Source organism: Flavobacterium sp. KY-23415 (assembly GCF_055384985.1).
In genome coordinates this window covers 4311355-4337756 of the sequence record NZ_AP044001.1, presented here as the reverse complement: position 1 = coordinate 4337756, position 26402 = coordinate 4311355, and the positions used below count along the sequence as shown (strand labels likewise).

Annotated in this window: 20 protein-coding genes; 17 read left to right on the top strand and 3 right to left on the bottom strand. The window is 30.2% G+C overall.

Annotation, left to right across the window (positions count from 1 at the left end; translation table 11 throughout):
* The 9 genes from ACZ49Z_RS19025 (at window position 1) to ACZ49Z_RS18985 (ending at window position 8958) form a co-directional block, all read left to right on the top strand.
* Complete coding sequence (locus ACZ49Z_RS19025) at window positions 1–753, top strand: nucleotidyltransferase domain-containing protein (protein ID WP_464305878.1); 753 nt, start codon at window positions 1–3, stop codon at window positions 751–753.
* A gap of 30 nt (window positions 754–783) precedes the next feature.
* Window positions 784–1197 carry a HEPN domain-containing protein gene (locus ACZ49Z_RS19020; RefSeq protein ID WP_464305877.1) on the top strand — a complete coding sequence of 138 codons (414 nt, stop codon included), beginning with the start codon at window positions 784–786 and terminating at the stop codon, window positions 1195–1197.
* Between the two features lie 8 nt (window positions 1198–1205).
* Window positions 1206–3893 carry a ParA family protein gene (locus ACZ49Z_RS19015; RefSeq protein WP_464305876.1) on the top strand — a complete coding sequence of 896 codons (2688 nt, stop codon included), beginning with the start codon at window positions 1206–1208 and terminating at the stop codon, window positions 3891–3893.
* 263 nt (window positions 3894–4156) lie between these two features.
* A complete protein-coding gene (locus tag ACZ49Z_RS19010; protein ID WP_464305875.1) occupies window positions 4157–4780 on the top strand; it encodes a putative polyvalent protein kinase domain-containing protein in 624 nt (207 codons plus the stop codon).
* A gap of 208 nt (window positions 4781–4988) precedes the next feature.
* Complete coding sequence (locus ACZ49Z_RS19005; RefSeq protein WP_464305874.1) at window positions 4989–6140, top strand: hypothetical protein; 1152 nt, start codon at window positions 4989–4991, stop codon at window positions 6138–6140.
* Window positions 6141–6570: 430 nt separating this feature from the next.
* Complete coding sequence (locus ACZ49Z_RS19000; protein WP_464305873.1) at window positions 6571–6903, top strand: hypothetical protein; 333 nt, start codon at window positions 6571–6573, stop codon at window positions 6901–6903.
* Window positions 6904–6917: 14 nt separating this feature from the next.
* The gene (locus ACZ49Z_RS18995) at window positions 6918–7373 is read left to right on the top strand and encodes a hypothetical protein (RefSeq protein ID WP_464305872.1); all 456 of its coding nucleotides are present in this window, start codon (window positions 6918–6920) and stop codon (window positions 7371–7373) included.
* An 18-nt stretch (window positions 7374–7391) separates the two neighbouring features.
* Complete coding sequence (locus tag ACZ49Z_RS18990; RefSeq protein WP_464305871.1) at window positions 7392–7799, top strand: hypothetical protein; 408 nt, start codon at window positions 7392–7394, stop codon at window positions 7797–7799.
* Window positions 7800–7965: 166 nt separating this feature from the next.
* Window positions 7966–8958: a glycosyltransferase family protein gene (locus ACZ49Z_RS18985; protein ID WP_464305870.1), complete on the top strand. Its 993-nt coding sequence runs from the start codon at window positions 7966–7968 to the stop codon at window positions 8956–8958.
* A 52-nt stretch (window positions 8959–9010) separates the two neighbouring features.
* Here the strand turns inward: ACZ49Z_RS18985 and ACZ49Z_RS18980 are convergent, their stop codons facing one another.
* Complete coding sequence (locus ACZ49Z_RS18980) at window positions 9011–10888, bottom strand: peptidase U32 family protein (RefSeq protein WP_464305869.1); 1878 nt, start codon at window positions 10886–10888, stop codon at window positions 9011–9013.
* Window positions 10889–11355: 467 nt separating this feature from the next.
* On the opposite strand from ACZ49Z_RS18980, the gene ACZ49Z_RS18975 reads away from it, so the two are divergent.
* The 5 genes from ACZ49Z_RS18975 (at window position 11356) to ACZ49Z_RS18955 (ending at window position 15324) form a co-directional block, all read left to right on the top strand.
* Window positions 11356–11847 carry a hypothetical protein gene (locus ACZ49Z_RS18975; RefSeq protein WP_464305868.1) on the top strand — a complete coding sequence of 164 codons (492 nt, stop codon included), beginning with the start codon at window positions 11356–11358 and terminating at the stop codon, window positions 11845–11847.
* Between the two features lie 244 nt (window positions 11848–12091).
* Window positions 12092–13027, top strand: coding sequence for a hypothetical protein (locus tag ACZ49Z_RS18970; RefSeq protein WP_464305867.1), 936 nt, complete (start codon window positions 12092–12094; stop codon window positions 13025–13027).
* Window positions 13028–13180: 153 nt separating this feature from the next.
* On the top strand, window positions 13181–14134 hold the full coding sequence (locus tag ACZ49Z_RS18965) for an MBL fold metallo-hydrolase (protein WP_464305866.1): 954 nt from the start codon (window positions 13181–13183) through the stop codon (window positions 14132–14134).
* A gap of 4 nt (window positions 14135–14138) precedes the next feature.
* Entirely contained in the window at window positions 14139–14573 is a 435-nt protein-coding gene (locus ACZ49Z_RS18960; protein WP_464305865.1) for an AAA family ATPase, read from the top strand.
* Window positions 14563–15324: a tRNA(His) guanylyltransferase Thg1 family protein gene (locus ACZ49Z_RS18955; protein WP_464305864.1), complete on the top strand. Its 762-nt coding sequence runs from the start codon at window positions 14563–14565 to the stop codon at window positions 15322–15324. Before ACZ49Z_RS18960 ends, ACZ49Z_RS18955 begins: the two co-directional genes overlap by 11 nt.
* Here the strand turns inward: ACZ49Z_RS18955 and ACZ49Z_RS18950 are convergent.
* Window positions 15321–19085, bottom strand: a complete 3765-nt coding sequence (locus ACZ49Z_RS18950) for a PAS domain S-box protein (RefSeq protein WP_464305863.1) — start codon at window positions 19083–19085, stop codon at window positions 15321–15323. The two genes, ACZ49Z_RS18955 and ACZ49Z_RS18950, sit on opposite strands and share 4 nt — an antisense overlap.
* Window positions 19086–19581: 496 nt before the next feature.
* Window positions 19582–21873, bottom strand: coding sequence for an ATP-binding response regulator (locus ACZ49Z_RS18945; RefSeq protein ID WP_464305862.1), 2292 nt, complete (start codon window positions 21871–21873; stop codon window positions 19582–19584).
* A 264-nt stretch (window positions 21874–22137) separates the two neighbouring features.
* On the opposite strand from ACZ49Z_RS18945, the gene ACZ49Z_RS18940 reads away from it, so the two are divergent.
* The 3 genes from ACZ49Z_RS18940 to ACZ49Z_RS18930 all read left to right on the top strand — a co-directional run bounded on the left by ACZ49Z_RS18940 (window position 22138) and on the right by ACZ49Z_RS18930 (window position 26303).
* Window positions 22138–23196 (top strand): DNA polymerase beta superfamily protein, encoded by a 1059-nt coding sequence (locus ACZ49Z_RS18940; protein ID WP_464305861.1) that lies wholly within the window; start codon window positions 22138–22140, stop codon window positions 23194–23196.
* A 127-nt stretch (window positions 23197–23323) separates the two neighbouring features.
* Complete coding sequence (gene lhpI, locus ACZ49Z_RS18935; protein ID WP_464305860.1) at window positions 23324–24280, top strand: bifunctional Delta(1)-pyrroline-2-carboxylate/Delta(1)-piperideine-2-carboxylate reductase; 957 nt, start codon at window positions 23324–23326, stop codon at window positions 24278–24280.
* Window positions 24281–24332: 52 nt separating this feature from the next.
* Window positions 24333–26303 (top strand): MGH1-like glycoside hydrolase domain-containing protein, encoded by a 1971-nt coding sequence (locus ACZ49Z_RS18930; RefSeq protein ID WP_464305859.1) that lies wholly within the window; start codon window positions 24333–24335, stop codon window positions 26301–26303.
* Window positions 26304–26402 lie beyond the last annotated feature (99 nt).

The window sequence follows — 26402 nt, the reverse complement described above, 5'->3', positions numbered from 1 at the left end:
ATGAAAGATAAAATACTAGCCAAACTACAAGAAACAGCAAAAGAAAAAAATGTAGAACTATTATTTGCGGTAGAGTCGGGAAGCAGAGCTTGGGGTTTTGCTTCTCCAGATAGCGATTATGACATTCGTTTTATCTACAAACACGATTTGGACTATTACCTTTCTATTTTTGAAAAACCCGATGTTATCGAATTCATGACTGCTGACGATTTAGACGGTTCAGGTTGGGATTTGAGGAAAACCGTACGATTATTAGCAAAATCCAACGCATCTTTGCTAGAGTGGTTGCATTCACCCATAGTGTATTATGAGAATGAAGTTTTTGCAAAGGAAATAAAAGCCATTGCCAAAGCCTGTTTTTCGCCTATTGCTTGTTTGCACCATTATTTAGGGACAACAAAGAATTTCATGGATGTTTGCGAACAAGAACAAGTAAAGTTAAAAAGCTATTTCTATGCCTTGCGAACCGCTTTAGCTGGAAAATGGATTATAGAAAACAATACCTTTCCACCAGTAGCTTTTATGGAATTATTGCCTATTGCTCCGCAACACATACAAGAAAAAGTAAAAGAACTCATGGAAATAAAAGCCAATCAATACGAAACCTATTTGCACCCAAAAGAAGAAATAATAACCCACTTCTTGCAGGAAACGGTTGCTTTTAACCAAGAAAAGGCTAAGTTTTTAAAAAGTGGAAAAGTAGAGAATGAGGAATTGGATAGGGTTTTTAGGGAATTAATCATTAAAAAGTAAAATATTTGTATTTTTACAAAAACATATAAAATGGATAACTACTTTAATACTGCAAATAGGATGTATAAATCATCTGAATATTTGCATAGTAATCAAGAATTTCATAATTCTTGTTATTTGGCTGGATATGTCATTGAATGTTACATTAAAATAACAATTCATCTGTTATCTGGTTCTAATCCACCTTTTAGTCACGATATTTCAAGTTTAAATAGTAAATGTTTACAATATATTTCTGCTGGTAATTCTTCAAACCAGACTTATTTTATTGATAGCACTACAAATTTTAGTGAAATTTTACAAAAATGGAATCCTGTAAATACAAGGTATATAGAAGAAGTTAATGAATTGATTGAACAAGATTCAATTAGATTTCAAAGTGAAATTAATATTGCTATGCAAAAAATAGCTCAAATGAGATTAGACGGACATAATTTAATATAAAAAACATAATGAATACTTTTGATAAAATAAAAAATGATATTATTGATTTTTCAAAAACGTTAAATGATTTTGAAAAAATTTTTATTGTTCGTAATATATATTCACGTTTCGCTATTTACATTGTCTCAAATATAACTGAAAGTCCTAAAATTAATTTACCTGAACAATTAAAGGCACTGATAGATACAATAGATTTTATTAATGAAACTAAAGATGATTTTATTTTTCAAGATTTAATTAAATCTAGCGAAAAGGTAAGTGAAAATATTTATTTTTCTGAACGTCATATTGAAAATACTAACTGGTTTATACAAGATTCATATAAATTAGACTCTCCTATTACTTCTTTTTACTCCTTCAAAGGAGGTGTTGGACGCACTACAGCAACTATTTTAACGGCTTTATTATTAGCCCGACAAGGAAAGAAAGTCATGATTGTTGACTTTGATTTAGAAGCACCAGGTCTAGCTTCAATATTTGCAAATCAAAACGATGACGCACAATCATTATTATCAGTGAAGGGATTTGTTGATTTTTTGATTGATTTTGAATCAAATGAAAGAGATTTAGATAAAATTAATCTTGACGATTATTATTTTAAAAAAAACGAACAAGCTTTAGTTGGAACACAAGGGGGCGAACTTATTATTATTCCAGCTATTTCAACTGATAGTAATAGTTCTAATTCTTATATAAATAAATTATCAAAAACAAATATTAAATTCACTAATTCAAAAGGTTATATTCCAGATTTATTCCTTAAAAAAATGGAAGAAAAATTAAATCCCGATCATATACTAATCGATACTAGAACAGGTATTAACGATGTTGGAGGTTTAGTATTTAATAGATATGCACAAACAATATTTCTTTTGTTTTACGGTAATCAACAAAATATGTTTGGTTTAGAGAGTATTTTACCTGAACTAACTAAATTAAAGGAAAAAGACACAAAGTTTTATTTGATAAATTCTCCAGTTCCATTAGATGAAAACGTTGCTAAAGAGGAAAGAGGTTATTATGTAGAAAGAAGTTATGAGATATTTTCTAAAAATTATTATGATGAAGATTATTTCCCTTCTCAATTTGATGAAACCGCTGAACACTATCCTATTGATATTCCGTATAATTCTCAAGCCTTAATATTAAATAGTAATGATAAACTTTCATTACTAATTGAAGGGGTCAATAATCCTTATCAACAAATTGTGGATATTATCAATAATACAGTTACATATAGTTTTGTTGAAAACGATAGTAATAATAAAGACAGTAATAATAAAGCAGTTTTGAGAAATATTACTGAAATAGCTTCTGGTACATCTGAAAATGAATTTAAAGTCGAGAATGATTTAAAAAAACTATTTTATCCAAGAAAGGATTACAAGTATATTTTTGAAAAAGATAAATTTTTGATTCTTGGGGAAAAAGGTGTTGGTAAAACAGCTTTATTTTCTGTATTATCTCATAAGAAGTATGCTAATGAATTAGCTCGTTATTGTGGTGTAAATACTACGGAAATTGAAAATACAGATTGGATAATAGGTTTTGAAAAAGGAAATACTGATTTTCCAGATAAAACTAATTTTGAATCGTTAAAAGATTTTGAATCTTCTCATTATAGAAACTATTGGATTATTTTGTTGATACGCCAATTAAAAAGTGACACTTTGCCTGAAAAAGAGCTGGTAACAAGAATTAAAAATTGTGAAATAATTGATCTTAAATCTATTGCCAAAGAAGAAAATATTGGAGAACTATTGATTAGTGTTTTAGATCAAGTTAATAAAACATTATTAGAGTCAAACAAGACTTTTATAATTGTTTACGATTATTTAGATGCGGGTTTACCAGATCAAGATGGATTAAGAGGGAAATTAGTAAGTGCTTTAGTTAGTTTTTACTATGATTATATTAATCGATATAGTAACTTAAAAGCTAAAATATTCTTACGAAGTGATATTTTTGAAAGAGAAGTTTCAGGACTAACAGATAAAGTTAAAATATCAAATTATTCTCAGAAAATTGAATGGCAATACGATCAGTTGTTAAACGTAGTATGGAAAAGAATTTATGAACAAAATAAAAAATCAGATTTATTTAAAGGTTTTGAAATTGATCAAAACAGTATTTTAGGTAGTATTCCAAATTTAAGAAACGAGGAAGAACATAAAAAAATTCTAGATAAAATTTTTGGAAAAAATATGGGTGGAAATAATAAAGCTTATCCATATAATTGGGTAAGAATCCATATTGAAGATACAAATAATAAGATACATCCACGTACTTTAATAAAATTATTTGAACAAAGCGCAAAAAATGAATTAAGTGAAATTGACACCCCAAAAGACAGAATAATTCGTTCTAAAAATATAGAAACTGCGCTTGAAAAATCAGTGTCAGCTGCTCAAGTAGATGAATTAAAAGAAGAGTATCCTGAATTAGAAAATGTTTTTTTAAATTTATATAACAATGTTTCTGATGGTCGAGCACCAATAAATGAAAAAGATTTGATAGAAGCATTAAAAAAAATGGGAGAAGAACCTATTAGTATTATTGAAAAGTTAAAAAACATTGGTGTTTTAAAAGATTATAAAGCTTATAAGAAAACAAAAACTGAAAATGAAGAAAAGAGATACCATATTCCTGATTTATATTTATACGGTTTGAAATTTACAAGAAAGGGAACAAGATAACTTTTAAGAATCTAAAAAAACAAATAACTCATAGATTTTTTTTATCTTATTAACCTTAAAAACAAGATAAATTACCATTAGCTACAGCTCTAATTTTTGATGAATTGGATTGTACTTTACTTGAGGCTAAAAATATAGCAGAGAACATGAAAGAGAAAATTGTTTAATACAAAACCGTATCTATTTCGAAGTAATCTCGGGATTTACACCTGACAGGTTTAATTCTTAAAAAAATAAATTCATATATTTGTTTAACTAAAGTTATGAGATATGAACTGCAAAATATCATTTCAGGAAAGAGCCAAGTTAGGCATGGAGATACTATCCAAACAATCTCCCGTTACCTTAGAAAAAGCAAGAGCTCAAGCAAAACGATTGAGTCTAGTAAGCAAATCAAAAGTGAAGAAGCAACGATCATAAAGCAATTTTGTGATAATAATTATTTTTGGATTACCGCTATAAATATCAATGCATTTGTTTCATCTGGAGCAGAACAAAAGGTATATCTCTATAATAAGTTTAAAGTAATCAAACTTAATGATAGCATCTATTATGAAACTTGGGAAGATTATTTTAACAATTTGTTAATTAATAACTATTTCTTTCCAGACACAGCTTATCAACTAATTGGCTTTTATGAACAAGAAAATCTTTTGTATGCAGTTGTAGAACAAAAATTTGTTGAATCAGATAGCCAAACTGAGTTAGATAATGTGAAAAGCTTTTTAATAGAAAACGGCTTTGTGAATACAAGAAATAATGATTATTATAATTCAGAACTCGGAATTATTCTTGAAGATTTGCATGACGAAAATGTTTTAACTTTCAAGAACAATCTATTTTTTATTGACACTGTTTTTTATCTTACAGAGCAGTTTTACAAGTAAACTTCCTAGCTCTAAAATCCCAAAATTAAAACGAACTATTTAATAGTTATGAGAAACAAATTATAATCTAAAAGTTTATAGCGAGTGTCTTTTAGATTATGCTTACTACTTTTTAGCTTATGCTTAGTCTTTTAGATTTTAATAGCAGAATTTTCCGAAAAAAAAAGCTACTTTTATAAAGGAAAGTAACATTTAAATCTGAGCTGCAATGGAAACACCAAACAACAATTCAAATCTCGATAAAAATACCCAAGAAAGAATAGAAAAAGGAATTCAAGAGCTATTGGACGAAAAAGAATTGAAAATTAAATGGAGAAAGGAAATAGAAGAAAATGAATCCGTTCAAAACTACTTTAAAGGATATAAAGAAAGTTCAATACGCTCTTTTATTACAGAATATTTAAGCCATAAATACATGTGGTTTAGGTTTGGCGATATGTACAAACAATTAGCTGAAGAGGCTCAAACCCAATGGATAGATCTCGCGCATGAACATTTGGGTGTTATTTTACAAAAAAAGTTATTCGATTTGCAGTGTTTGTGGCGTGCAGAAGAAATTAAATTGGAAGGAATTACTATTTGTTTTGATTTTGTTGTTTGGCAAAATGATATTTTTAATTGTCCGTTTTTAGAACCTATTACACAAAACGACATAGAAATGTATCAGCAATATTTAGAACAGGAAGAAGTTGAAATCTCAGATTATATAATAAATGATGAATGGCAGGATTATGAAATAATAAAAGCCGCTTATTTGGATTCAGAAAAAGACGATATTGAAATGTCCGATTGGTATGAATTTCACAACCTAAGAACAGGTAATTCTAGTTTGTTACTCTTGCCAGATATCAGAGGAAACAAAGAACGATTTTATTCTGGTTTGTATTTCAAAAATAAAGAGGAAGAAGAAGCAAAAAAAGAACAGCCAATAGACACAATGCCGCAAGATGATAGACCTTTGCTTTCGGGTTATGATGAAAAGATTGTTTCTTTTTTTGTAAAAACCTTTGAAAATAAAGAAATTCAAAGCAAGTATAAACATTATTTTGAAAGTAAAACGAATAGAGATGAAATCTACTACGAAGATTTAGTAAGAGAATTGATCCAGACAAAAGAAAATATACCCATAAAAGCACACTACGATTTTAGAGAAGCTCTCGTATTGGCATATCATGCCTATAGACGTAAGAAAGTAGCAGAACACTTACCACTTGCTTTTGAGCAATACCAATTCAATTTAAGAATGGGATTGTCAGTAGGAGACAGAGACCCATTTTATCATAGTATGAGAGACAATTATGTAGAGCGTTTTATTGCTGGAAGAATTTTAAACGGAGAAGCACCCAATCTTGATTTTTAATACGACTAAATCAAACAAAAACAGTCAGTTTTTCAAATTATTAGTATAGAAAGCGATACATTTTTAGATAAAAGAAGAATAGGCATATAGAAAGCGATACATTTTTAGATAAAACAAGAATAGGCATATAGAAAGTGATACATTTTTAGATAAAAGAAGAATAGGCATATAGAAAACGATATATTTTTTAGTCAAATGAATAACAGGCATATAGAAAACTGTAGATTTTTTAGTCAAAAGAATAATAGACATATAGAAAACTATATATTTTTAGGTAAAAGAATAATAGGCATATAGGAAACTGTAGATTTTTTAGATAAAAGAAGAACAGACATATAGGAAACTATATTTTTTTATCATAAAAAATAAATAAAGTATAAATAAAAATAATATATTTGTTGTAGCGTATCTATCTTAAAATAAAACCATTATGACAAAACGCATACACATAGGAAATCTCATTAAGCAGTTTATAGATAAAAAGTACCTCAGAAGAACAGACGTAGCCTACAGTATGGGGATACCGAACACCGCTATATATGCCTACGAAAAAAGAAATTCGATTCAAACTGACACGCTTTTTAGACTTTGTGAGACACTCAATCATAATTTTTTTATGGATATTGCCAATGCACTTCCTAAAGAATACACCCAACATTCGGCTTCAGATAAAGATAAATTAATAGCTGAACAAGCGAAAGAATTGCATAAATTAAAACTTGAAAATGATTTACTCAAAGAGTTAATCATGAATAAAAAATAAGGCAACAATAAGTTATGGCATCAGCATTTTGGTATTTAGAAGATGGACGAGGTTTTGCAAAACGTTATAATGCGATGGCAAAAATGCTAGAATATATTGTCTCAGAATTGCAACACCTCGAAGGAGCAAGTGATTTTTATGATTATTTGAGTGAGATGGTTCCAAATGAAAATGATGAACCTAATGGTCATGGAGGATTCATAAAATCGACAACAGGAGAAAGTATCATGTTAAATCTCGATTTAAGATCTTTTACTTTAGAAAATCAAACTTTTTTTTGGAAAGCAACACAAAAAGCACTTCAAAAACTTATTCTTGCCAAAAAAGAAGAAAATGAAGGAATGATTTTTCTTTTAACCACTTTATTAGATATGAAAAAACGTATTAACAAAAAAGAAGATCCAATGTTGCTGAATCATTTGATTCATACAATTCCTTTTGATGGTGAAAAACTTGGTCCTGGTTGGTAATTTAAAGTAATAATTGCTATGCTTAAAAGATATATAATACGAAAACAAAACAATTTAAAAGGATATTATTCAGGGTTTACTTTAAATTGTACTTATATAAAAAGAGAACAATCTGTTAAAATTATTGATTTTCAAATCGAACATCACGAAGAAGAATGGAAAGAGTTTACTTTGGAAGGAATCACTCTTTTTTATAATTTTTATAAAGGATATTTTCCAGGAGTGTTTAAAGTTAATATTAAAGCTATTCATTGGTTTCCTGTTGATACCAGAGAATTATTAGTTACCTATACCATTATACGAGTGCTTTGCCATTGGTTTCAACTAGATTATTTGCCTATTTTGAAACAAGCTAAATTTGAATCCTTGTTTTTTCTGAATGAATTCGATTTTAGAACAGATGATGAAACTAATTTTTATATTTGAGGCTTATAGTAAACGCCTATTTCTTAACCTTAAATTAATTCTTTTATCTTTTTATGTCACGGTAAACAACCTACTTTTAAATAACAATTAAGCTTGTGTTACTTTAAATTTTCAATACCTTGTTATGGTTACTTTTACTCCAATTTGAACAAAAAAGTAACACATAATGAAAATATTTTACGCAATTCAAGCTACAGGAAATGGGCACATTAGCAGGGCAACACAATTATATCCTTATTTACAAAAGCATGGTGAAGTCGATTTTTTTCTGAGTGGTAATAATGCTAGCTTAAACTTTGCATTGCCCTTAAAATACAGAAGCAAAGGGTGTAGTTTGTTTTATAGTAAATGTGGTGGTTTGGATTATTGGAATATTACAAAGAATATAAAACCCTATCAAATTTATAGTGATGCGAACAAATTACCGTTAAAAAAATATGATGTCATAATCAACGATTTTGATTCGGTAACAGCACTAGCCTGTAAGTTGCAAAAAGTGCATTCGGTTCAGTTCGGACATCAAGCTAGTTTTGTTTCCCAAAACACACCAAGACCCGAAAAAAAGAGTAGGATGGGAGAGTTTATCTTTAAAAATTATGCTCCTGCACCTCAAAATTTAGGATTGCATTTCGAAGCCTACGATTCGTTCATTCATCCACCAATTATTAAGGATGAAATAGTAAATGCTAGTCCTCAAAATTTGGAACATATTACAGTCTATTTGCCTTCTTTTGATAAAGAATGTTTAGAAAAAGCATTTAAATCGATTCCTTCAGTTGCCTTTCATTGGTTTTTAGATACAGTGAAAGAAAAACATACCATTGGAAACATTACCTATTTTCCTGTAAACCAAAAAGAGTTCAATTCAAGTTTGATTAATTGTGAAGGGATTATTACGGGTGGAGGATTTGAAACCCCTTCGGAAGCATTATTTTTAGGGAAGAAGATACTCTCTATTCCTATTAAAAAGCATTATGAACAAGAATGCAATGCTGCTGCATTAAAGAAAATGGGGGTTCCTGTTGTATATGATGTAAAAGATGATTTTAATCTAGTTATTGAAAATTGGTTAAACATGGACATTCTCTACCCTAAAGTAAAAGCAAATAATATTCCAGAAACACTAGAATTTTTGTTTGATACCTATAATGTGAAGTAGTACTTAGTGCTTAGTAGAATTTACTAACTACTAAGCACTATTTACTTATTTTTTAGCGTGAAAATTGTTCGTCTTCATCAATAAACTCTAATTCCGCATCCTTTTCCCAAATTTCCATTTCACAAGGCTTGCAATTGAATTTCAATTTGTATGCATTTTCACCGTGTGTTAACGTTAATGGTTCTACCAGTTTTTCGCCCATAGTATCGCGTTGAAAACGAGCACATTTGCCCAATTCATATTTTACGCAATATTTGGTAACCATTACTCTTGCTTTTCCTGGATCCCATTGCAATTCGAAAGCTTTTTCAATTTCCTTTACACCATGGCGTTTGTAAAATTGTCTTGCCAAATGATTGGAAACATTATAAGTGAAATCTAAAACTTCTACTGGATATGGATGATTTGTTTTTGTAATTTGAAATTCCTCTCTATGGTATTCATTAATACGAACATCCATTAATTGTTCTAGAGCTTCTCTTCGAACTTCATTTACTTTAGAAATTGGCAAAAACCAATTGTTTGAAAACTCAACCGAAATTTCATCTACAATGAAAGGTGTATTTCCTGTTTTAGAAAGATTCGTCTTAATATTTGGAATAGTAGAAGCATCATTTTTAGCGACTTCTTTTAAAATAGTTAAAGAAGCAGAACTTGTGTGTCCGTCTTCATCTACAGCAACCAATTGGAAACCGTCTGGTGTTTCAAAGAAGTTTAAAGAAACGCCAATTTTTCGAACCACACTATTCTCTTTTTCAACTAATTTGTTAAACTCTGCATCAGAATTTCTATAAATTTTTGTACCAATTGGTAAGGGTTTGAAAGTATTGGGGACAACAATATTATTGATAATGATATTCACTTGCGTTCCGTCGGCAACGCCCTCTTCATTAATAAAATAAAGACCATCACCATTGTTTAGTTTTTCATAATTTTCAATAACATAACCATTGGCTTTAATTTCAAGTAGCTTTCCAATAATTTGTCCTTGCGATTTTGGACTTTCCCAGTTACCAATTTTTGCCTTGCGTTTGTTCACGAAATAATCGGTATAGCCCCTATTAAAACTTCGATCCATTTCGGCTTCAAAATTATAGAAAGTTCTACCCGAAGATGCTTTTTGATAGTGTTCATTGTTTTCTAAAAAAGCGTCTAGTTTCTTTCTTAAAAACGAGGTGTTGTTCTTTACATAAACTACATCTTTCAAACGACCTTCAATTTTGAAAGAAGTTATACCAGCTTCTATCAAATTAGGCAACTGATCGCTTAAATCTAAATCTTTAATAGACAATAAATGACTATTAGAAATTAAAGTAGCACCAGTCCCATCGGTTAAATTGTATGGAAGACGACAGTTTTGAGCACAAGAACCTCTGTTAGCACTACGTTCTCCACCTGCAATACTCATGTAGCAATTACCACTAAAAGAAACGCAAAGCGCACCCGAAACAAAAAATTCTAACTCAACATCAGTTGCTTCATGAATTTCTCGAATTTGATCTAAATTTAATTCTCTAGCCAAAACCACACGTTGAATTCCTGCATCTTTTAGAAACTTCACATGTTTTGGGTCTCTATTGTTGGCTTGTGTACTGGCATGAAGAACAATTGGAGGAATGTCCATTTCCATAATGGCCATATCTTGAATGATTAACGCATCCACACCAATATCGTATAGTTCATGAATTAATTTTCGGCAAGGTTCTAATTCGTTTGGATATAGAATAGTATTTAAAACTACAAAAACTTGCGCTTTAAATAAATGCGCATAGGCAACCATTTCTGCAATATCTTCTACAGAATTAGTAGCATTTGTTCTAGCACCAAATAAAGGAGCACCAATATATACAGCATCTGCACCAGCATTTATGGCTGCTATTCCTTGAACCAAATTCTTGGCAGGAGCCAAAATCTCAACTTTCGTTTTCATACAAGTAAAGGATTGTAGTATGATTTGTTTAATAAAAAGATATAAAACCGCAAAAATATAAAATACTTTCTTTGAAAACTGAAATAATATTCAATTTTGAAAGAATTTAAATTAGAAGAAGTATATTTTTTGCTGTATTCTTTATTGGTTTCAACTATAGATTATAACAGTGCAGTTTTAATAATGTACGTATAGTACCCTTTCTCATCCAATAGATAGAAGTAGTGCTGAATGTCAAATAATTTTTCTTTGATGACGAAACATCATCTTTTTCTTTAAAAAAGAAAAGCAAGGTTTTTCTTAAACTTATAGCAAACATACTAATTTTTTTAAACATTATGATGTATATGTTTGTTAAAAAAAATAAATAGATGTTTTTTTAGAATGAAATGGTAAAACAGGTATAAATACTCTGTTCTTGAACTGCGTTATCATCTAATTTTATTTTTAAAATAAATTATATTGATATGAAAGTAACAAGAGATTTTCTAAAAAACACGTATTGGTATGTTCCTACAAAATGGTTACTAGCAATACAAATGGCACCTGATAGCGGAAAGATAACCGAAATGATCGATCAGACAGTATGGTATATTACAGATTACAAAGAAGGTTATTTTTGGGGTGTTTGTGCCGCTTTACTCTATCAAAAAGGTGAGGAAACTGAATTTACACCTTCTTTATTTAGGTTGTCTGGATCGGTAACTACAGATGGGAAAGTACTCATTTCATTTATGCCAATCAACCAATTAGGAGCAATAATAAATACAGTAGGCTTTGGTGAAATGAAGAATAAAGAAGATGCTTGGGTTTTTGAAATGCAAATGGCTTCTGGATCGAGTGATTTGACTACTCATTGGGCATTCATGGAGCAAACACAACCGAATGATTCTTCTTGGAAAAGATTACCAGGGACAAATTACAGTGTTGATGAATTTTTAGCTGCAGCAGGCTTTTAATTACAAATTAAATCTTTTTTTGCTCTTCAATAATTATAATAATGTTGAAGGGCATGATTTTGTTTTAACGGGCTTTATAGTTAATTTTTATCTACTGTTAAAATGTGGGATAGAATTAATGTAAAAAATCATAAAATGTTGTTTTTAATGGTTTTATGTGCTTTTTTTGTTTTGACAGATTGAATTTATGACTAAATTTAAGTATTATAAATTAATAATATTTTAAATTTAAAACGAACAAATCATGAAAAAACTTAACCTATTTTTTCTTGCATTAGCAAGTAGTACAATTTTTGTTTTCTGGTCTTGTCAATCTCCAGAGGAAAACGATGTTAGACAAACACAGAAAAATAACAAACAAGCAAACAAAGCAGAAAATGTTTCATTAGCCTGTGGAAGTGTATATGCATTAGTACTTTCAGGAAGTAGTGCTTCTCCAGTTGCATCGGGATTGACATCTCATATTTATAATGTAGATTTATGCTCAAGTACAGTGGGCTACACATTCCAATCCTCAATCAATATTGGTGGCACACCTGTTACAGGTGTTACAGGATTATGTGACTTTCCTGGAAATCTTGGAAAGGCAATAGCAGTAACAGGTATAAACTCAAATTTTCCTCAAAGTATTTTGAATGTCGATATTGCATCGGGACTTGCTTCTGTTATTGTAAATTCTGATTTTCCTCTTCAAGATATTGAAAATGATGGAAGTACAGGAGATTTTTATGCAATAAAAGAAAATTCCTCTCAAATTATGAAGGTCGATATTGCTACTGGGGGATGTGTTGCATTTGCACCTGTGGGACCAACCCCTCAATATAATGGACTAATTATTAAAGATGCTTTCCTGTTCGCAATATCTGGAAATACAAGCTACATCTGCGGGTCTAGAAAAGGAGATGTCTTCAAATATGCATTACCCGGTATTGGAGGGAGCTATGTAGGTAAAAATTCCTATAAAAGTATTGATCCTACTTTTACAACAGAAGAATTAGGCTTGTACTATGATGATTGTTGTGGGAATAACTGGATAGTGGGTAGCAGTTCTAATATTATATCGAGTAATGTTGGTATTACTGCATGTGCTTTGCCAAATGCATCCTTTTTATTAAACACGACGACCACTGCTGCTACACATTTTGCAATTTATGATTTTATGTTGAAACCAAGTTTTTAAAACATTTATCTATCTTTAAAAGACTGTTTTTTTTAAAAGAACAGTCTTTTTTTGTTTTTTAATTTTGATTGGTAAGAAATGTTTTATTTTTGGAAAGATTTTTTTTAAATAGATTAAAATAATATAGAAATAGATTTCATTTAAATTGTTAAAATGCTACAAGCAGAAGTAAAGAGTAAATTTGGAGAAGATATATCTATTGCGATTTATCCTGATAATTGCAAATGGAATTACATTGTAGATTGTGGAGAAGCGAGTTTGTTAACAGTAAAGGATTGTATGAATGCTAGGGCAATTTTTATATCGCACACACATATAGATCATTTTATTAATTTTGATCAAATTATGCGACATCAAGTGGGATCAAAAGAGCGATATATTATATGTGGTCCAAAAAATATAGCATTGCAAGTGCAAGCAAAATTAAAATCTTTTACATGGAACTTGGTAGAAAATGATGCTGTAGTCTATGAAATTAGGGAAATAATTTCAGAAGATTTAATTAAAGTATATGAAATGAAACCTGCCGATTGGGAGTTAGAACCTTTAGAAGATAGAACCACTTTATATGATGATGAAAGAGTAATAGTTAATTTTATAATTTTAGATCACAAAACTGACGTTATTGCTTATTATTTTAAAGATAATGACAGCATAAATATTGATGTAACAAAAATTCCCTATAAACCAGGAAAGTGGATTAATGAGTTGAAATTAGCTTATGTGAGTAACGCTGTTACTAAAATTATTGAGGTTGAAACAAAAGAACATATAGCAGCAGAATTATTTCATTATTTAAAGGTTGAAAAAGGAAATACTTTAGGCGTTATTTTAGACCATGCAGCTCATCAAGAAAACCATAATAAAATCAAACAATTATTTTATGATTGTGATATGGTACTAATTGAAACGTTTTATAAAGAGGAAGACAAAGAAAAAGCTATTCTTAATTATCATAGTTATGCCTCGCAATCAGGAAAAATAATGTTAGAATCGAACGTAAAAAGAGCTATTCCTGTACATTTTTCTAGAAAATATACAGAAGAAGATGTAGCATTAATAAAGGAGGATTTTTATAAAGCTTTTGAAGGGAATTTTAAAGAGTAGCCCAATGCAGTGTATTATTTTTATAGGCATTCCAGCCAGTGGAAAAAGCTCGTTTTATAAAGAAAATTTCTTTAATAGTCATATTAGGGTGAGCTTAGATTTATTGAACACACGCAATAAACAACAAAAGTTAATGGAATATTGTTTCGCCACCCAATCTCGATTTGTAATTGATAATACCAATGTAACAATTGAAGAAAGAGCAAAATATATTTCGATATTAAAAGAGCAAAAATATGAAATAGTGTGCTATTATTTTGAAACCAATTTGCAAGATGCTTTAGAGAGAAATGAAAAACGAAAAGAAACAATTCCAGAAATAGGAGTAAAGTCAAAATTTAAGCAATTAGAGATGCCAAATTATGACGAAGGTTTTGATAAAATTTATAACGTAAAAATAGAAAATAATCAATTTAAAGTAGAAGTACATGAAGTTTGAAGCTATTGCCTCTAAAATGAGAAAAAACGAATCTCTTTTTGATCAATATGTATTGCCAGATAATTATATTGTTGTACGATTGGATGGAAAAGGTTTTACTAAGTTAACTAAAGAAAGTTTAGATTTAGAGAAACCATTCGATATTCGTTTTCATGATGCTATGGTAGCAACAACCAAGCATTTACTAACAGTAGGTTTTAAAGTGATATATGCCTATACGCAAAGTGATGAGATTTCATTATTGATAGACAAAGACGACAATACTTTTAATAGAAAAGTACGAAAAATTAATTCTGTTCTAGCAGGAGAAGCGAGTGCCTTTTTTAGTATGTATTTTAATCAGTTATCGGTTTTAGATTGTAGAACAATTTGTATTCCTACAATGGAAATGCTTCTTGATTATTTTTGTTGGAGACAAGAAGACGCTCACAGAAATTCGCTTTCAGCCTATTGCTATTGGACATTGAGAAATAATGGTAATAGCTACATTGAAGCAACAAAGAAAACAGAAAAGCTTTCGGTTTCAGATAAAAATGAATTGCTCTTTCAGCATGGAATTAATTATAATGCTGTTCCCTCATGGCAAAAAAGAGGGGTTGGAATGTTCTATGAATCAATAGATAAAAAAGGAATGAATCCTGTAAACAATGAAGAAATTCAATATACCAGAAAGGAAATTTTTGTAGCGAATGAATTACCCATTCGAGATGAATATAGAGAGTATCTTCTTAAAATTATAGAAAAAAATTAAACCATCCATTTCATTAAAATAGCTTCTAAATCGTCAATATTAATAGGTTTCGAAAGATAATCGGTCATGCCTTCTTCAAAACATTTTTCTCTTTCATGCGCTAATATTCCAGCGGTAATTGCAATGATAGGAATTTTGCAACCTTTTTCAGTTTTTCTAATTTCTGCGGTAGCTTCATACCCGTTTTTATTAGGCATTTGAACATCCATTAAGATTAAATCTACAGTTTGTTTTGTAAAAACATCAATAGCTTCTACACCATCATGGGCTTCATAAATAGTTGCATTAGGATTGATTTTGTTAATTAAAGTTTTAACTAAAAGCATGTTTACTTTGTTGTCTTCAACTATTAGAATTTTATGAGGCTTAAAAATTTTAGGCTCATGTTTTTTAATATCATTGTTCTTGTTTTCGGGCAATCTTTGTTGTCTTTTTAATACTTTTTTAAATGCTATTGTAAAAAAGAAGGTGCTTCCTTCACCTAGTTTACTTTTCAATTGAAGTTTGCTACCCATTAAGGCTAGAAGCTGATTTGTTATCGCTAATCCAAGACCTGTTCCTCCGAATTTTCTACTGGTAGAGTTGTCTTCTTGAACGAAGGAATCGAATATTTTTTCACTATTGTCTGTTTTAATACCAATTCCAGTGTCATTAACAGCAAAATAGATGGTAGAATGATCAGAATTTGACGAACTCATTTCTTTGATGTTTAGCTGAATTTCTCCAAATTCAGTAAATTTAAGAGCATTACTTAGAAGGTTCATGAGTATTTGTTTCAATCTAATTTGGTCTGCAAAAATATATTGTGGTACTTTTTTACTCTTGTGGAGTATTAGCTTTATTTTTTTTTGTTCTGCTTGATATTTGAATAAATCTACAACTTGTTGCGTGAGGTCGAACAAGTCAACTTCTTCAATGTTTAATTCAAACTTACCCGATTCTATTTTTGAAAAGTCTAAAACATCATTCACAATATTTAATAATGAAGTTGCCGATTCATTAATAATTGACATGTATTCATAATGTGTTTTCTCTAAATTAGATTCTAATAACAATTGTGTAAAACCAATAATCCCATTGAGAGGGGTTCTAATTTCATGGCTCATATTGGCAAGAAAATCTGTTTTTGCTTTGTTGGCTGCTTCTGCTTGTTCTTTCCCTTTTAATATTTCATTTTCTAAAAGTTTCATTTTTGTAATGTCTATAAAGCTAGAAACTATTTCAGAGATTTTTCCATCTGAATTTTGAACAGAAAAAGCATTATATAATAACCAAGTTATGACATTTAAATCATTAGTTTTAGCAACACCTAGGACAAGGTTTTTTATTGGTTTGTTCCCTTCTAATATTTGATTTATAGGATAGTTCTCTTTTGGCATTAATGAATTATCTTCGTTTAAAAAGATCCAATCGGGCACTAGATTATAATCTTTTTTAGAATGCAAGTCACCCAAACCCATCAATTCAGCTGCTTTAACATTGTTTAATAATATGGTGCCATCTACAGCTTGAACAATAATACCAGCATCTAAATTATTGAGAATGTCTTTATATCTTTCTTTACTCTTTTGTAGTTCCTGCTCAGATTGTTTAGCTAGGGTTATATCTCTGGAAAGGCAAATAAAATGATTTTCATTATTTTTATTTTCTTCCATTGGAGCAATAGACAGTTCAAACCAATGTGTTGTATTGGCTAGTTCTAACGAGTATTGTTTCCCTGTTGAGAATCCTTTTGTAGACACTTCTTCAAGCGCCAATTTAAAAGAATTAATAGCTTGGTTGGGCAATACTTCTGTGAAAGATTTTCCAATAATTCTAGATGTGGAATGATAGAGTAAATCTTCTCTATGTGAATGATAATTATAGATAATACCTTCTTTATCTATTTCGATGAGTAGATCGGGAATTGCATCAATGATAGATTCTAATTTCTGATAGGATTTTTTAAACTCTTCTTCAATTCTTTTGCGTTCCGTAATGTTGGTTGTTGTTCCAACATAGCCAACAATTTGGTTTAGAGCATTTTTCTCGGGTATTGCTTGTCCAATAACCCAAATTATTTTTCCATCAGGACGCACAAAACGATATTCAGACAATGAATGTTCTCGTTGTTCAGTTGCGTTTTCCCATCCATTTAATAATGATTCTCGATCTTCTTCATGAACAGCATCTAACCATCCGTTTCCTAAGGCTTTTTCATAAGGGAGTCCAGATATTTCGGACCATCTGGGGTTTACATAGGTTGTAAAACCTTGTGCATTTGTTCGGAATATTCCAACTGGTGATATTTCTGTAAGAATATGATATCGGTTTTCGCTTTCAATTAATTCTTTTAAGACTTTTTTTCGAAGCAATTCTTTTTCAAGTATTTCTAATGCAAAACCAACATCTGAAGTTGCTTCTTCTAATAGTGCGATTTCTTCAGCATCAAAAAAGTTTTTCTCACTTGCATAAAAACAAAATGCGCCAATTATTTTGTCAAATTTTTTGATAGGAACAGACATTAAGGATAAAAATCCTCTTTTTAAGGCTTCGCCTTTCCAAAGATTCATTAAAGCGTCGTTTTCAATATCATTAACAATAATGCTTCTTTGTTCTCGAATAGCTTTCCCACTGGGTCCATTTCCTTCAGGAATATCTTCGAGGGATACTTTTTTTATAGCATTAACAAAACCAAAATCTTCTCCTGCAATCATCTTTGGTTTTAGTTTTTTTGTTGTTTCATCGATTTGACCAATCCAAACCATTTTAAACTTCCCAATATTAACAGCGATTGAACATGCTTCTCTAAACAGTGTTTTCTCATCTGTTGTTCGCACTATCATTTGATTAATATGACTAATAAATTGATAGAGTCTGTTAGCTTTTACGAGTTTTTGTTCTGTTATAATGCGATCTGTAATATCTGTTGTTATTCCATGGCAAATTACTGTTCCTTCTGTTTCTACTTTTGGGAGCGAATTTACTTCATGCCAAACTAATCCTTTTTTAGGGTGCAAATAGCGATAGATGCAATGTAGTGGTATAAACTTAGTTTTAGTAGCTAATACAGAATCTATAACGAATTGTAAATCGTCGGGATGAATGAGATTGAAAATTTTATTAGAATCGTTCTTAACAGCTTCAAACGTAAAACCGTAAATATCTTCAATAGCATCACTGGCATAAGTATAGCTTAGCGTATTGTCTTTGTTTTGACGCATGGAATAGATTAAACCAGGGGAAGTAGCTGCAATTTTATCAAATTTGTCTTTCTCTTCTTTTATTATTTCAAAAATTCTTTTTGTTTCTGTTACATCTCTAAGTTTAACAATGATACCATTAATAGTTGGGTCATCTATTCTGTTGTTTATAATTCCTTCTACCCAAATATAACTACCACTTTTATGTTTAATTTGTAGCGTAATTGGGATTGGTTTTTTGGGTTCGTTTAATGACTTTTGTGTCATTTCTTGTACATAGTGTAAATAATCTGGATGAATGTAATTAACAATTGGTGTTACAGCATGAATTTCATCTATCCAACCTGTAATTAAAGCAGTAGATTTACTTCTGTAAAGTGTGTTTAAATTTTTATCCATTAAGATAACAATACTATCATTGTTGTCTAAAAGGGCATGATAAATGTGTTTGTAGGTTAAATTTCCTTTATTAACAGATTTTTCTTGAGTTTCTAAGTTGTTGCGAAGGTTTTTGATTATTAATTCTTGCTCTTCAGTTTTCTTTAATAACGCTTCATATGCTTTTTCAATATCTTTCATATAACTCATGTGATTAAATCACCATACTTTATAAGCGTATTTAGACTTATAAAGTATTTCATGTTTGGGGGTGAAAATGATTCTTAAAAATACTGTTTTTTTTTAGGTTAATGTCAATTGAAACTAAAATTTGCTATTTAAATGGCTTATTTAGAAGTTTTTGTTTTTTTTTATACAGAATAAACCTTAAAAAGTATTAGTATAGTCTAATTTTTGACTAAAAGTTGAGTCTTATTCTTCTTGTATAATGTTTATGATTATCAGACAGATGTAAGCCGATTGAGTATAACCTAAATTAAACATTTGAATTCTATTACTAAAAATAGTTGCTTTCTATTAGCCTCAGTACTCCTTTTATGTTCTCAATGTAACTAATGCCACATTTGAGGGTTAAAACTTCTATACTTCGAACTATTTTACATCTATTTCTTTCTTAACAAAGTCTAATGCATAATTTGGGTAAAAAGGTAAATGAATTAGTAATAATAGAATCTTATTAATTGATAATTGGTTTAAAGTTTTTAGGAAAAAATGTATAAATTTTATGAATCAATTCATCTTCCTTATATGGTTTTGCAATTACTTCATCAATTTTTGCATCAATTGTTTTTGGAGCATCCATGGTTACATTGTTTCCAGCAGTATGTGCGATGATTATAATGTCTTTTTTAGCTTTAATTTTTTTAGATAAATCATATCCGTTAATATTAGGCATATTAATATCCATTAAAACCAAATCAATTGCCTTTTCTTCAATTATTGCCAATACATCGTCTTGATCTGTACAAGTAAAAGCTCTAAAACCTAACTTTTCAGTTATTTTTTTGGTTACTAAAAGATTTAATTTGTTATCATCTACCGCAAGAATATTTAAAGGAGTAACAACTTCATAGGTTGCAATTTTTCCATTGTGTCCTAGGTCAATTTCTAAACGCAGTGCGAATGAAAAAGTACTTCCCTTTCCAAGCTCAGAAGTCAATATAATTTCAGAGTTTAGCGTTTTTAATAGTTGTGAAACGACATATAAACCAACGCCTAACCCTTTTAAATCATTATCACTTTCCGCAATTTGAGGCTCAATATTGTTCTTGTATTCAAAAATTTCAGCATGCAATAAAGGATCAATTCCATCGCCATTATCTTGAATATGGAAATCTAATAAGATGGCTTTTTTATCATCTAATTTTGTAATATGGGTTATGATCTTAATTGTTTCACCCATTGGTGAAAATTTTATAGCATTCAAAAGCAAATTGATAACTATTTGTGATATTTTATGTTTGTAACTGATTATGTTTTGATCAAACAAAGGATCATTGCATTCATGAATTATAGTAATGTTTTTTTGTTTGGCGATGAATTGATAATTATTAATAATATTTTCAATTAGGCTAATAACATTAAAGGTATCTTTCTTTGTGTTTTTTAATCTTGAAGGGTCATTTTTTAAATCTGGAAGAAGTAAAATGTTTTTAATTAAATGTAATAAATAATCACTAGTTTCTTTAATCATTGTAATAGATTGATAGTCATAATTATCTTCCTTGAGTAAAGAAGACAGCCCAGAGATTGTGAAGACAGGTGTTTTTAGTTCATGAGAAATAATAGATAAATAATTGTTGCGTTCTTCATCTATTTTTTCAAGGAGTATGTTTTTGTTTGCCAAACTCTCTGTAGTATCTTTTTGTATTTTGTAATACTTGTAAACAATAATAATAATAAAAATAACAATGATAATAATGAGTATAATGCAGACCGCAAGGATTATGTTATATTTCAATAATCGCTTGTTCTCAATCTGGGTAGTAACTAAATTTTTCTTAATTTCATAAAGATTCGTGGTTTCATTCACTGCAATTTTAAATCGTTTTAATTCTGTTTCGTTTTGATCCTGAATATTAGTTTTTAAACGATTGAGATAATTAAAAGTAATCCCTTTGGGTTGATTGGTTAGGATAGACCATGAAAGCAAATGCGAATAGATTCTTGATAATTTTTCGGAATCATTATATTCATTAAAGAACTTTTCAGCAAGATCTAAATAATATTTCGCTTTTTTATAGTCTTTCAATCTCAAATGGCTATGACCAATTTCTAAATAAGCAATATTAGCATCAACTGTTTTAGTATATATAAACTCTGAAGACGATATATTAAGTTTATCATAGAAAGACAGTCTGTCAAAAAACAATGCTCCATATTTAATTGCTTCTTCTGGTTCATTCACATCATAAGAATAATACATGATTAATTCGTGAAGTGTGTTTAGAATATGATAGCCCACGTTTTCTTGTTTGCTAATGGCAATACTCTCAAATAATAAATTTTTTATTTCTTCTTTTTTCCCTTCTCTTCGATAGGTAGAAACCAAATCTTTAATAACATTTACATATTGTCCCCAATTTTTAGTTTCTTGAAATTCATTTAGCGCTTGCTTATAGTATTTTTCAGCATTTTTATCGTCAAAAATGGAATAGTAATAATGGGCAATATAAAAATTAGATAAAGCATGTTTGTTTACTTCTTTAATTTGAGGCTGAATCGCTATGAGTTCAAAAATGATTAAAGGGTCAAGTTTTGCATCAAACTCTCTATACACAAATTTTTCTGATGCCTTTAATAAACTATCAATATTTTTGTTTTGTGCAAAAGGATTACTACTGTTAAAAAATAGCATTAGATAGAAAAATAGTTTTCCATGTGAAAAAATAAAATAGCACACATCTTGTATCACCTTTCTATTCACCACTATTGGTTTATACAAATGTGTTTTTAATTGCGATTTCATAGTTTTGTTTGTTTATTTGTTGAGTGTAAATTGTACTATATTCTGTTTGTAAGGGAATATATTTTGTTTGTTATAATAAAAATATTCTTAAAAATACAGAAACACAAATTTTTCGCATGAGCTACATTAAAAGTACTATGAACTGTAACTTTTTATCGTTTTATAGCACTTTTTAGAAAAATTAGTTGCTTTTTTACAGCATAAAAATGAACGCTACTTTTATTTGGTATTTTTGAAAATAAAATAAAATAAGAATAAGAAAAAATGACTATAAAAGATATAAAAAATAAAAACTTGTTGCTTTTGGAAGTAATCTCTGGAAGTCGCTCTTTTGGTTTAGATACACCAACTTCTGATACCGATATTAAAGGGGTTTATTATTTGCCAAAAGAACAGTTTTATGGTTTAAACTATATCCCACAAATTAGTAATGAAACGAATGATGAGGTATATTATGAAATTGGACGTTTTGTTGAACTGTTAATAAGAAACAATCCTAATATCTTAGAGATTTTAGCCACTCCAGAAGATTGTATTTTATATAAAAATCCATTAATGGATTGCCTTAAAATAGAAGATTTTTTGTCAAAATTATGCAAAGATAGTTTTGCCGGATACGCAATGACACAAATAAAAAAAGCTAGAGGATTAAAAAAGAAAATCGTTAATCCAATACCAAAAGAACGAAAAAGTCTATTGCATTTTTGTAGTATTCTGCAAGGCTATAATACCGTATCTTTAATAGATTGGTTAGCAGAAAATGGAAAAACACAAGAACACTGCGGACTCATAAATATTCCCAATGCTAAAGGAATGTATGCTTTGTTTTATGATGAAAACAAAACACAAAAGTATAAAGGAATCATTAAAAACGAGACCTCTAATGAAGTTTCTCTAACATCTATTCCTATAGGTGAAAAAGAAATAGCCTATCTGTCTTGCAATTTAGAAGGCTATTCGAAATATTGTAAAGAATATGCAGCATATTGGGACTGGATAGAAAAACGTAATGAAGAACGGTATAACACCAATTTAACACATGGAAAGCATTACGATTCTAAAAACATGATGCACACGATTAGGTTGTTGCAAACAGCTTGGGAGATTATTACTACAGGGGAACTTTCAATTCGTGTTGCCAATAGAGAAGAATTATTATCAATAAAAGCTGGAGAAATGGATTATGATGCACTGTTAGCAATGGCAGAAAATTTAATTACAAACATTGAAAAAGACTATCAAACGAGCGAGTTGCCCGCAATGCCCAATGAAGAAAATGCTATTAAAAAATTAATTCATATTAGAGAAAGGCTTTATTCTTGATTTTTGAGCTATTTAAGTTGAAACTGATACTATATTACCTCAAAATGATTTTATATTACCCACTTTAAGGTGAAATGGTATCGAATTTAAAAATATCTATTATTTTTATTAAAAATCTTCAATACCAATGACCGATATACAACTTATTCCTGATGCTTTCATTGAGAAAGAATGCAATTTTAATGAACTAATAGAAAGATTACGAACTGCTTTTGCTTCTGCAACTTTAGAAGTGCCCATGCGGCATCATCACGATTTTTCAAATCCAACAGAAAATAATGATTCTACCTTATTATTAATGCCTGCTTTTAATATTGGGACAGATGCAGGAGTTAAAATTGTAACCGTTAGCCCAAATAATGGCAAATATAATATGCCTGCCATTCAAGGTACCTATATCTATTTAGACGCTCACAAAGGCACTATTAAAGCCATTTTAGAAGCAAAATCCTTAACCACAAAACGCACAGCGGCTACTTCTGCTTTGGCAAGTAGCTATTTGTCTAGAGAAGATGCTTCTTCATTATTAATGATTGGAACAGGAGCATTGTCTGTAAATCTAATTCAAGCACATGCAAATGTGAGACCCATAAAAGAAGTGTTTGTTTGGGGAAGAACCCTCGAAAAAGCACAAGCCATTTGTGAGGCATTAAAAAAAGAAAAATATACTTGTGTTGCCATTACCAATATTGAAGAAAAAATTATGGAGGTGGATATAATTTCATGTGCTACATTATCACCAGATCCTATCGTTTTTGGAAAATGGCTACAGCCAGGACAACACTTGGACTTGGTTGGTGCTTATAAAAAAAACACAAGAGAAGCCGATGATGAAGCAGTAACAAAATCGTCTGTATTTATAGATACTTATCAAGGTGGTTTAAAGGAAAGTGGCGATATTGTTATCCCTTTGCAAAATGGAATTCTAAAAGAAGAAGCAATTAAAGCCGATTTGTTTGCGTTGTGTAGTCATCGCAAACCAGGAAGAACAACTAACGAAGAAATTACATTTTTCAAATCGGTTGGTCATGCTTCCGAAGACTTAGTGGCTGCTTCCTATTTTTATGAAAAATTTACCTCTTAGCAATAATAAAATCCCGTCTATGTATTGTTTTCCCAAGATACAATTTTTGTGTATGTTCCTTTTCTATACCACATTTAATGTGGCACAGAATAGCATGCATACCCTACAATTTAGTAAGAATATTTTAAACTATCAAGGAAACCCAAAAGAAGCCAATGACAGGCAATCATTAGTGTTTTCCGATAAAGGAGCTTGGTTTGGATTTGGTTTTCTTGATAATGAAAGCCCAAAAGGAGGTTTTTCTGGACCTTATCTCTTAACGGAACAAAATGGTGTTTGGCTGAGTAATTCTTTTGTTGCGCTACAATTGTTAGACCAAAAAGGAAATGATGTTATTGATTGGAAAGAAAATCGAGTAACTCAAAATAGTTTTTTAAGTCATTTAGAACAAACATTTAAAAATGAAAGTATTCATGTTAAACAAGAATTGCTTTTCTTGTCTGGACATTCTGCAATATTACAAACAACAATTACTAATACTAGTTTAGAAAAAAGTAAACTTTCTCCCGTTTTTCAAGGGACTAGTTTTTTAGACGCAATGCGTTTCACACAGGAGCAAGAAACACTAAAAATAGTGTCGAAAAAGAGCAATGCTATTGGGTATCTTCAATTTTTTAATGCAAATGCTATTAGTATCTCAAACAATAATTATAAGGCTCTCATTAACGAAATAACATTGCAGCCCAATGAGTCTAAAACAATAGCAGTAGCCATAACGTTTATTTTTCCGCAATATTCTTGGGAAGAAGAAAAAGCAGCAATAAAGAACCATAATTTTTCAAAGGTTATAAGACAAATTCAATCAGAAAAAGAAGCACTCCTTCAAAAAGTTATTGCACAGAAAAAAGGAATTTATGATGCAGCTATCTATTCTAAATTGGTAGCCAAAACTCTTTTAACACTACAAAACAATACCCGAATAGCTGTAGAAGGATTGCAACATGATGGATTGTTTCCTAGCTATCATTATGAATGGTTCAATGGTTTTTGGGCTTGGGACAGTTGGAAACATGCGGTAGCATTAGCAAGATATGATTCGGCTTTAGCCAAAGATCAAGTGAGGGCTATGTTCGATTATCAAGATGAAAACGGATTCATTCCAGATTGTATCTTTAGGGACACACTTATAGAACCAAACAATTATAGAAATACAAAATCACCTTTAGCGGCTTGGGCAGTTTGGGAAATATACCGAAAAGATAAAGACAAAAACTTCCTTAAAGAGATGTATCCAAAGCTTAAAAAGTATCATAATTGGTGGTATGTGAACAGAGATCATGATCAAGATGGCATTTGTGAATTTGGTTCTACCGATGGCACTTTAATTGCAGCCAAATGGGAAAGCGGAATGGACAATGCTGTGCGTTTTGATGGAAGTCTGTTGCTTAAAAATAATGAAACTGCATTTTCACTCAATCAGGAGAGTGTCGATTTGAATTCTTTTTTATATTTTGAAAAAAACGAATTGTCTAAAATAGCATTAGTACTAGCATTGGAGACAGAAGCAAAACAATGGAAAGCTGAAAGTGTAGCCCTTAAAGCAAAAATACAACAACAATTTTGGGATAACCATTCAGGATGGTTTTTTGACACCACATTAGACGGAAAGCAAAAAATAAAAGTAATGGGTTGCGAAGGCTATTTACCGTTATGGGCAAAAGTGGCATCAAAAGAACAAGCTAAGACCATGACATTAAACATGCTAAACGACAACATTTTTAATACCAATGTACCTTTACCCACTTTGGCCGTAAATGAACCAAAATTTGCACCCGATAATGGGTATTGGAGAGGACCAATTTGGCTAGACCAAAGCTATTTTGGCATTAAAGGCCTAGAAAATTATGGTTACACACAAGAAGCGAATGAATTAGCCTATAAGCTTATTCATAATGCAGAAGGTGTGCTTACCGATGGAGCAGCAATTAGAGAAAACTATCAACCACTTTCAGGAAAAGGACTAGAAGCCTATAACTTTAGCTGGTCTGCGGCACATTATCTTTTGTTATTATTGCAAGAATAACACCATTTATTACTTGAATTTACTGAAATAAAGTGCCCTTTTTTTTCTCGCTTTTTCAATATAAAATAAAAACAAAGTGATGCTTTTCACAAATGGTAT

Excerpts from the sequence above, each read along its gene's own strand:
- ACZ49Z_RS19025 (WP_464305878.1), top strand. The coding sequence starts at position 1 with ATGAAAGATAAAATACTAGCCAAACTACAAGAAACAGCAAAAGAAAAA.
- ACZ49Z_RS19020 (WP_464305877.1), top strand. The coding sequence starts at position 784 with ATGGATAACTACTTTAATACTGCAAATAGGATGTATAAATCATCTGAA.
- ACZ49Z_RS19015 (WP_464305876.1), top strand. The coding sequence starts at position 1,206 with ATGAATACTTTTGATAAAATAAAAAATGATATTATTGATTTTTCAAAA.
- ACZ49Z_RS19010 (WP_464305875.1), top strand. The coding sequence starts at position 4,157 with ATGAGATATGAACTGCAAAATATCATTTCAGGAAAGAGCCAAGTTAGG.
- ACZ49Z_RS19005 (WP_464305874.1), top strand. The coding sequence starts at position 4,989 with ATGGAAACACCAAACAACAATTCAAATCTCGATAAAAATACCCAAGAA.
- ACZ49Z_RS19000 (WP_464305873.1), top strand. The coding sequence starts at position 6,571 with ATGACAAAACGCATACACATAGGAAATCTCATTAAGCAGTTTATAGAT.
- ACZ49Z_RS18995 (WP_464305872.1), top strand. The coding sequence starts at position 6,918 with ATGGCATCAGCATTTTGGTATTTAGAAGATGGACGAGGTTTTGCAAAA.
- ACZ49Z_RS18990 (WP_464305871.1), top strand. The coding sequence starts at position 7,392 with ATGCTTAAAAGATATATAATACGAAAACAAAACAATTTAAAAGGATAT.
- ACZ49Z_RS18985 (WP_464305870.1), top strand. The coding sequence starts at position 7,966 with ATGAAAATATTTTACGCAATTCAAGCTACAGGAAATGGGCACATTAGC.
- ACZ49Z_RS18980 (WP_464305869.1), bottom strand. The coding sequence starts at position 10,888 with ATGAAAACGAAAGTTGAGATTTTGGCTCCTGCCAAGAATTTGGTTCAA.
- ACZ49Z_RS18975 (WP_464305868.1), top strand. The coding sequence starts at position 11,356 with ATGAAAGTAACAAGAGATTTTCTAAAAAACACGTATTGGTATGTTCCT.
- ACZ49Z_RS18970 (WP_464305867.1), top strand. The coding sequence starts at position 12,092 with ATGAAAAAACTTAACCTATTTTTTCTTGCATTAGCAAGTAGTACAATT.
- ACZ49Z_RS18965 (WP_464305866.1), top strand. The coding sequence starts at position 13,181 with ATGCTACAAGCAGAAGTAAAGAGTAAATTTGGAGAAGATATATCTATT.
- ACZ49Z_RS18960 (WP_464305865.1), top strand. The coding sequence starts at position 14,139 with ATGCAGTGTATTATTTTTATAGGCATTCCAGCCAGTGGAAAAAGCTCG.
- ACZ49Z_RS18955 (WP_464305864.1), top strand. The coding sequence starts at position 14,563 with ATGAAGTTTGAAGCTATTGCCTCTAAAATGAGAAAAAACGAATCTCTT.
- ACZ49Z_RS18950 (WP_464305863.1), bottom strand. The coding sequence starts at position 19,085 with ATGAAAGATATTGAAAAAGCATATGAAGCGTTATTAAAGAAAACTGAA.
- ACZ49Z_RS18945 (WP_464305862.1), bottom strand. The coding sequence starts at position 21,873 with ATGAAATCGCAATTAAAAACACATTTGTATAAACCAATAGTGGTGAAT.
- ACZ49Z_RS18940 (WP_464305861.1), top strand. The coding sequence starts at position 22,138 with ATGACTATAAAAGATATAAAAAATAAAAACTTGTTGCTTTTGGAAGTA.
- lhpI (WP_464305860.1), top strand. The coding sequence starts at position 23,324 with ATGACCGATATACAACTTATTCCTGATGCTTTCATTGAGAAAGAATGC.
- ACZ49Z_RS18930 (WP_464305859.1), top strand. The coding sequence starts at position 24,333 with ATGTTCCTTTTCTATACCACATTTAATGTGGCACAGAATAGCATGCAT.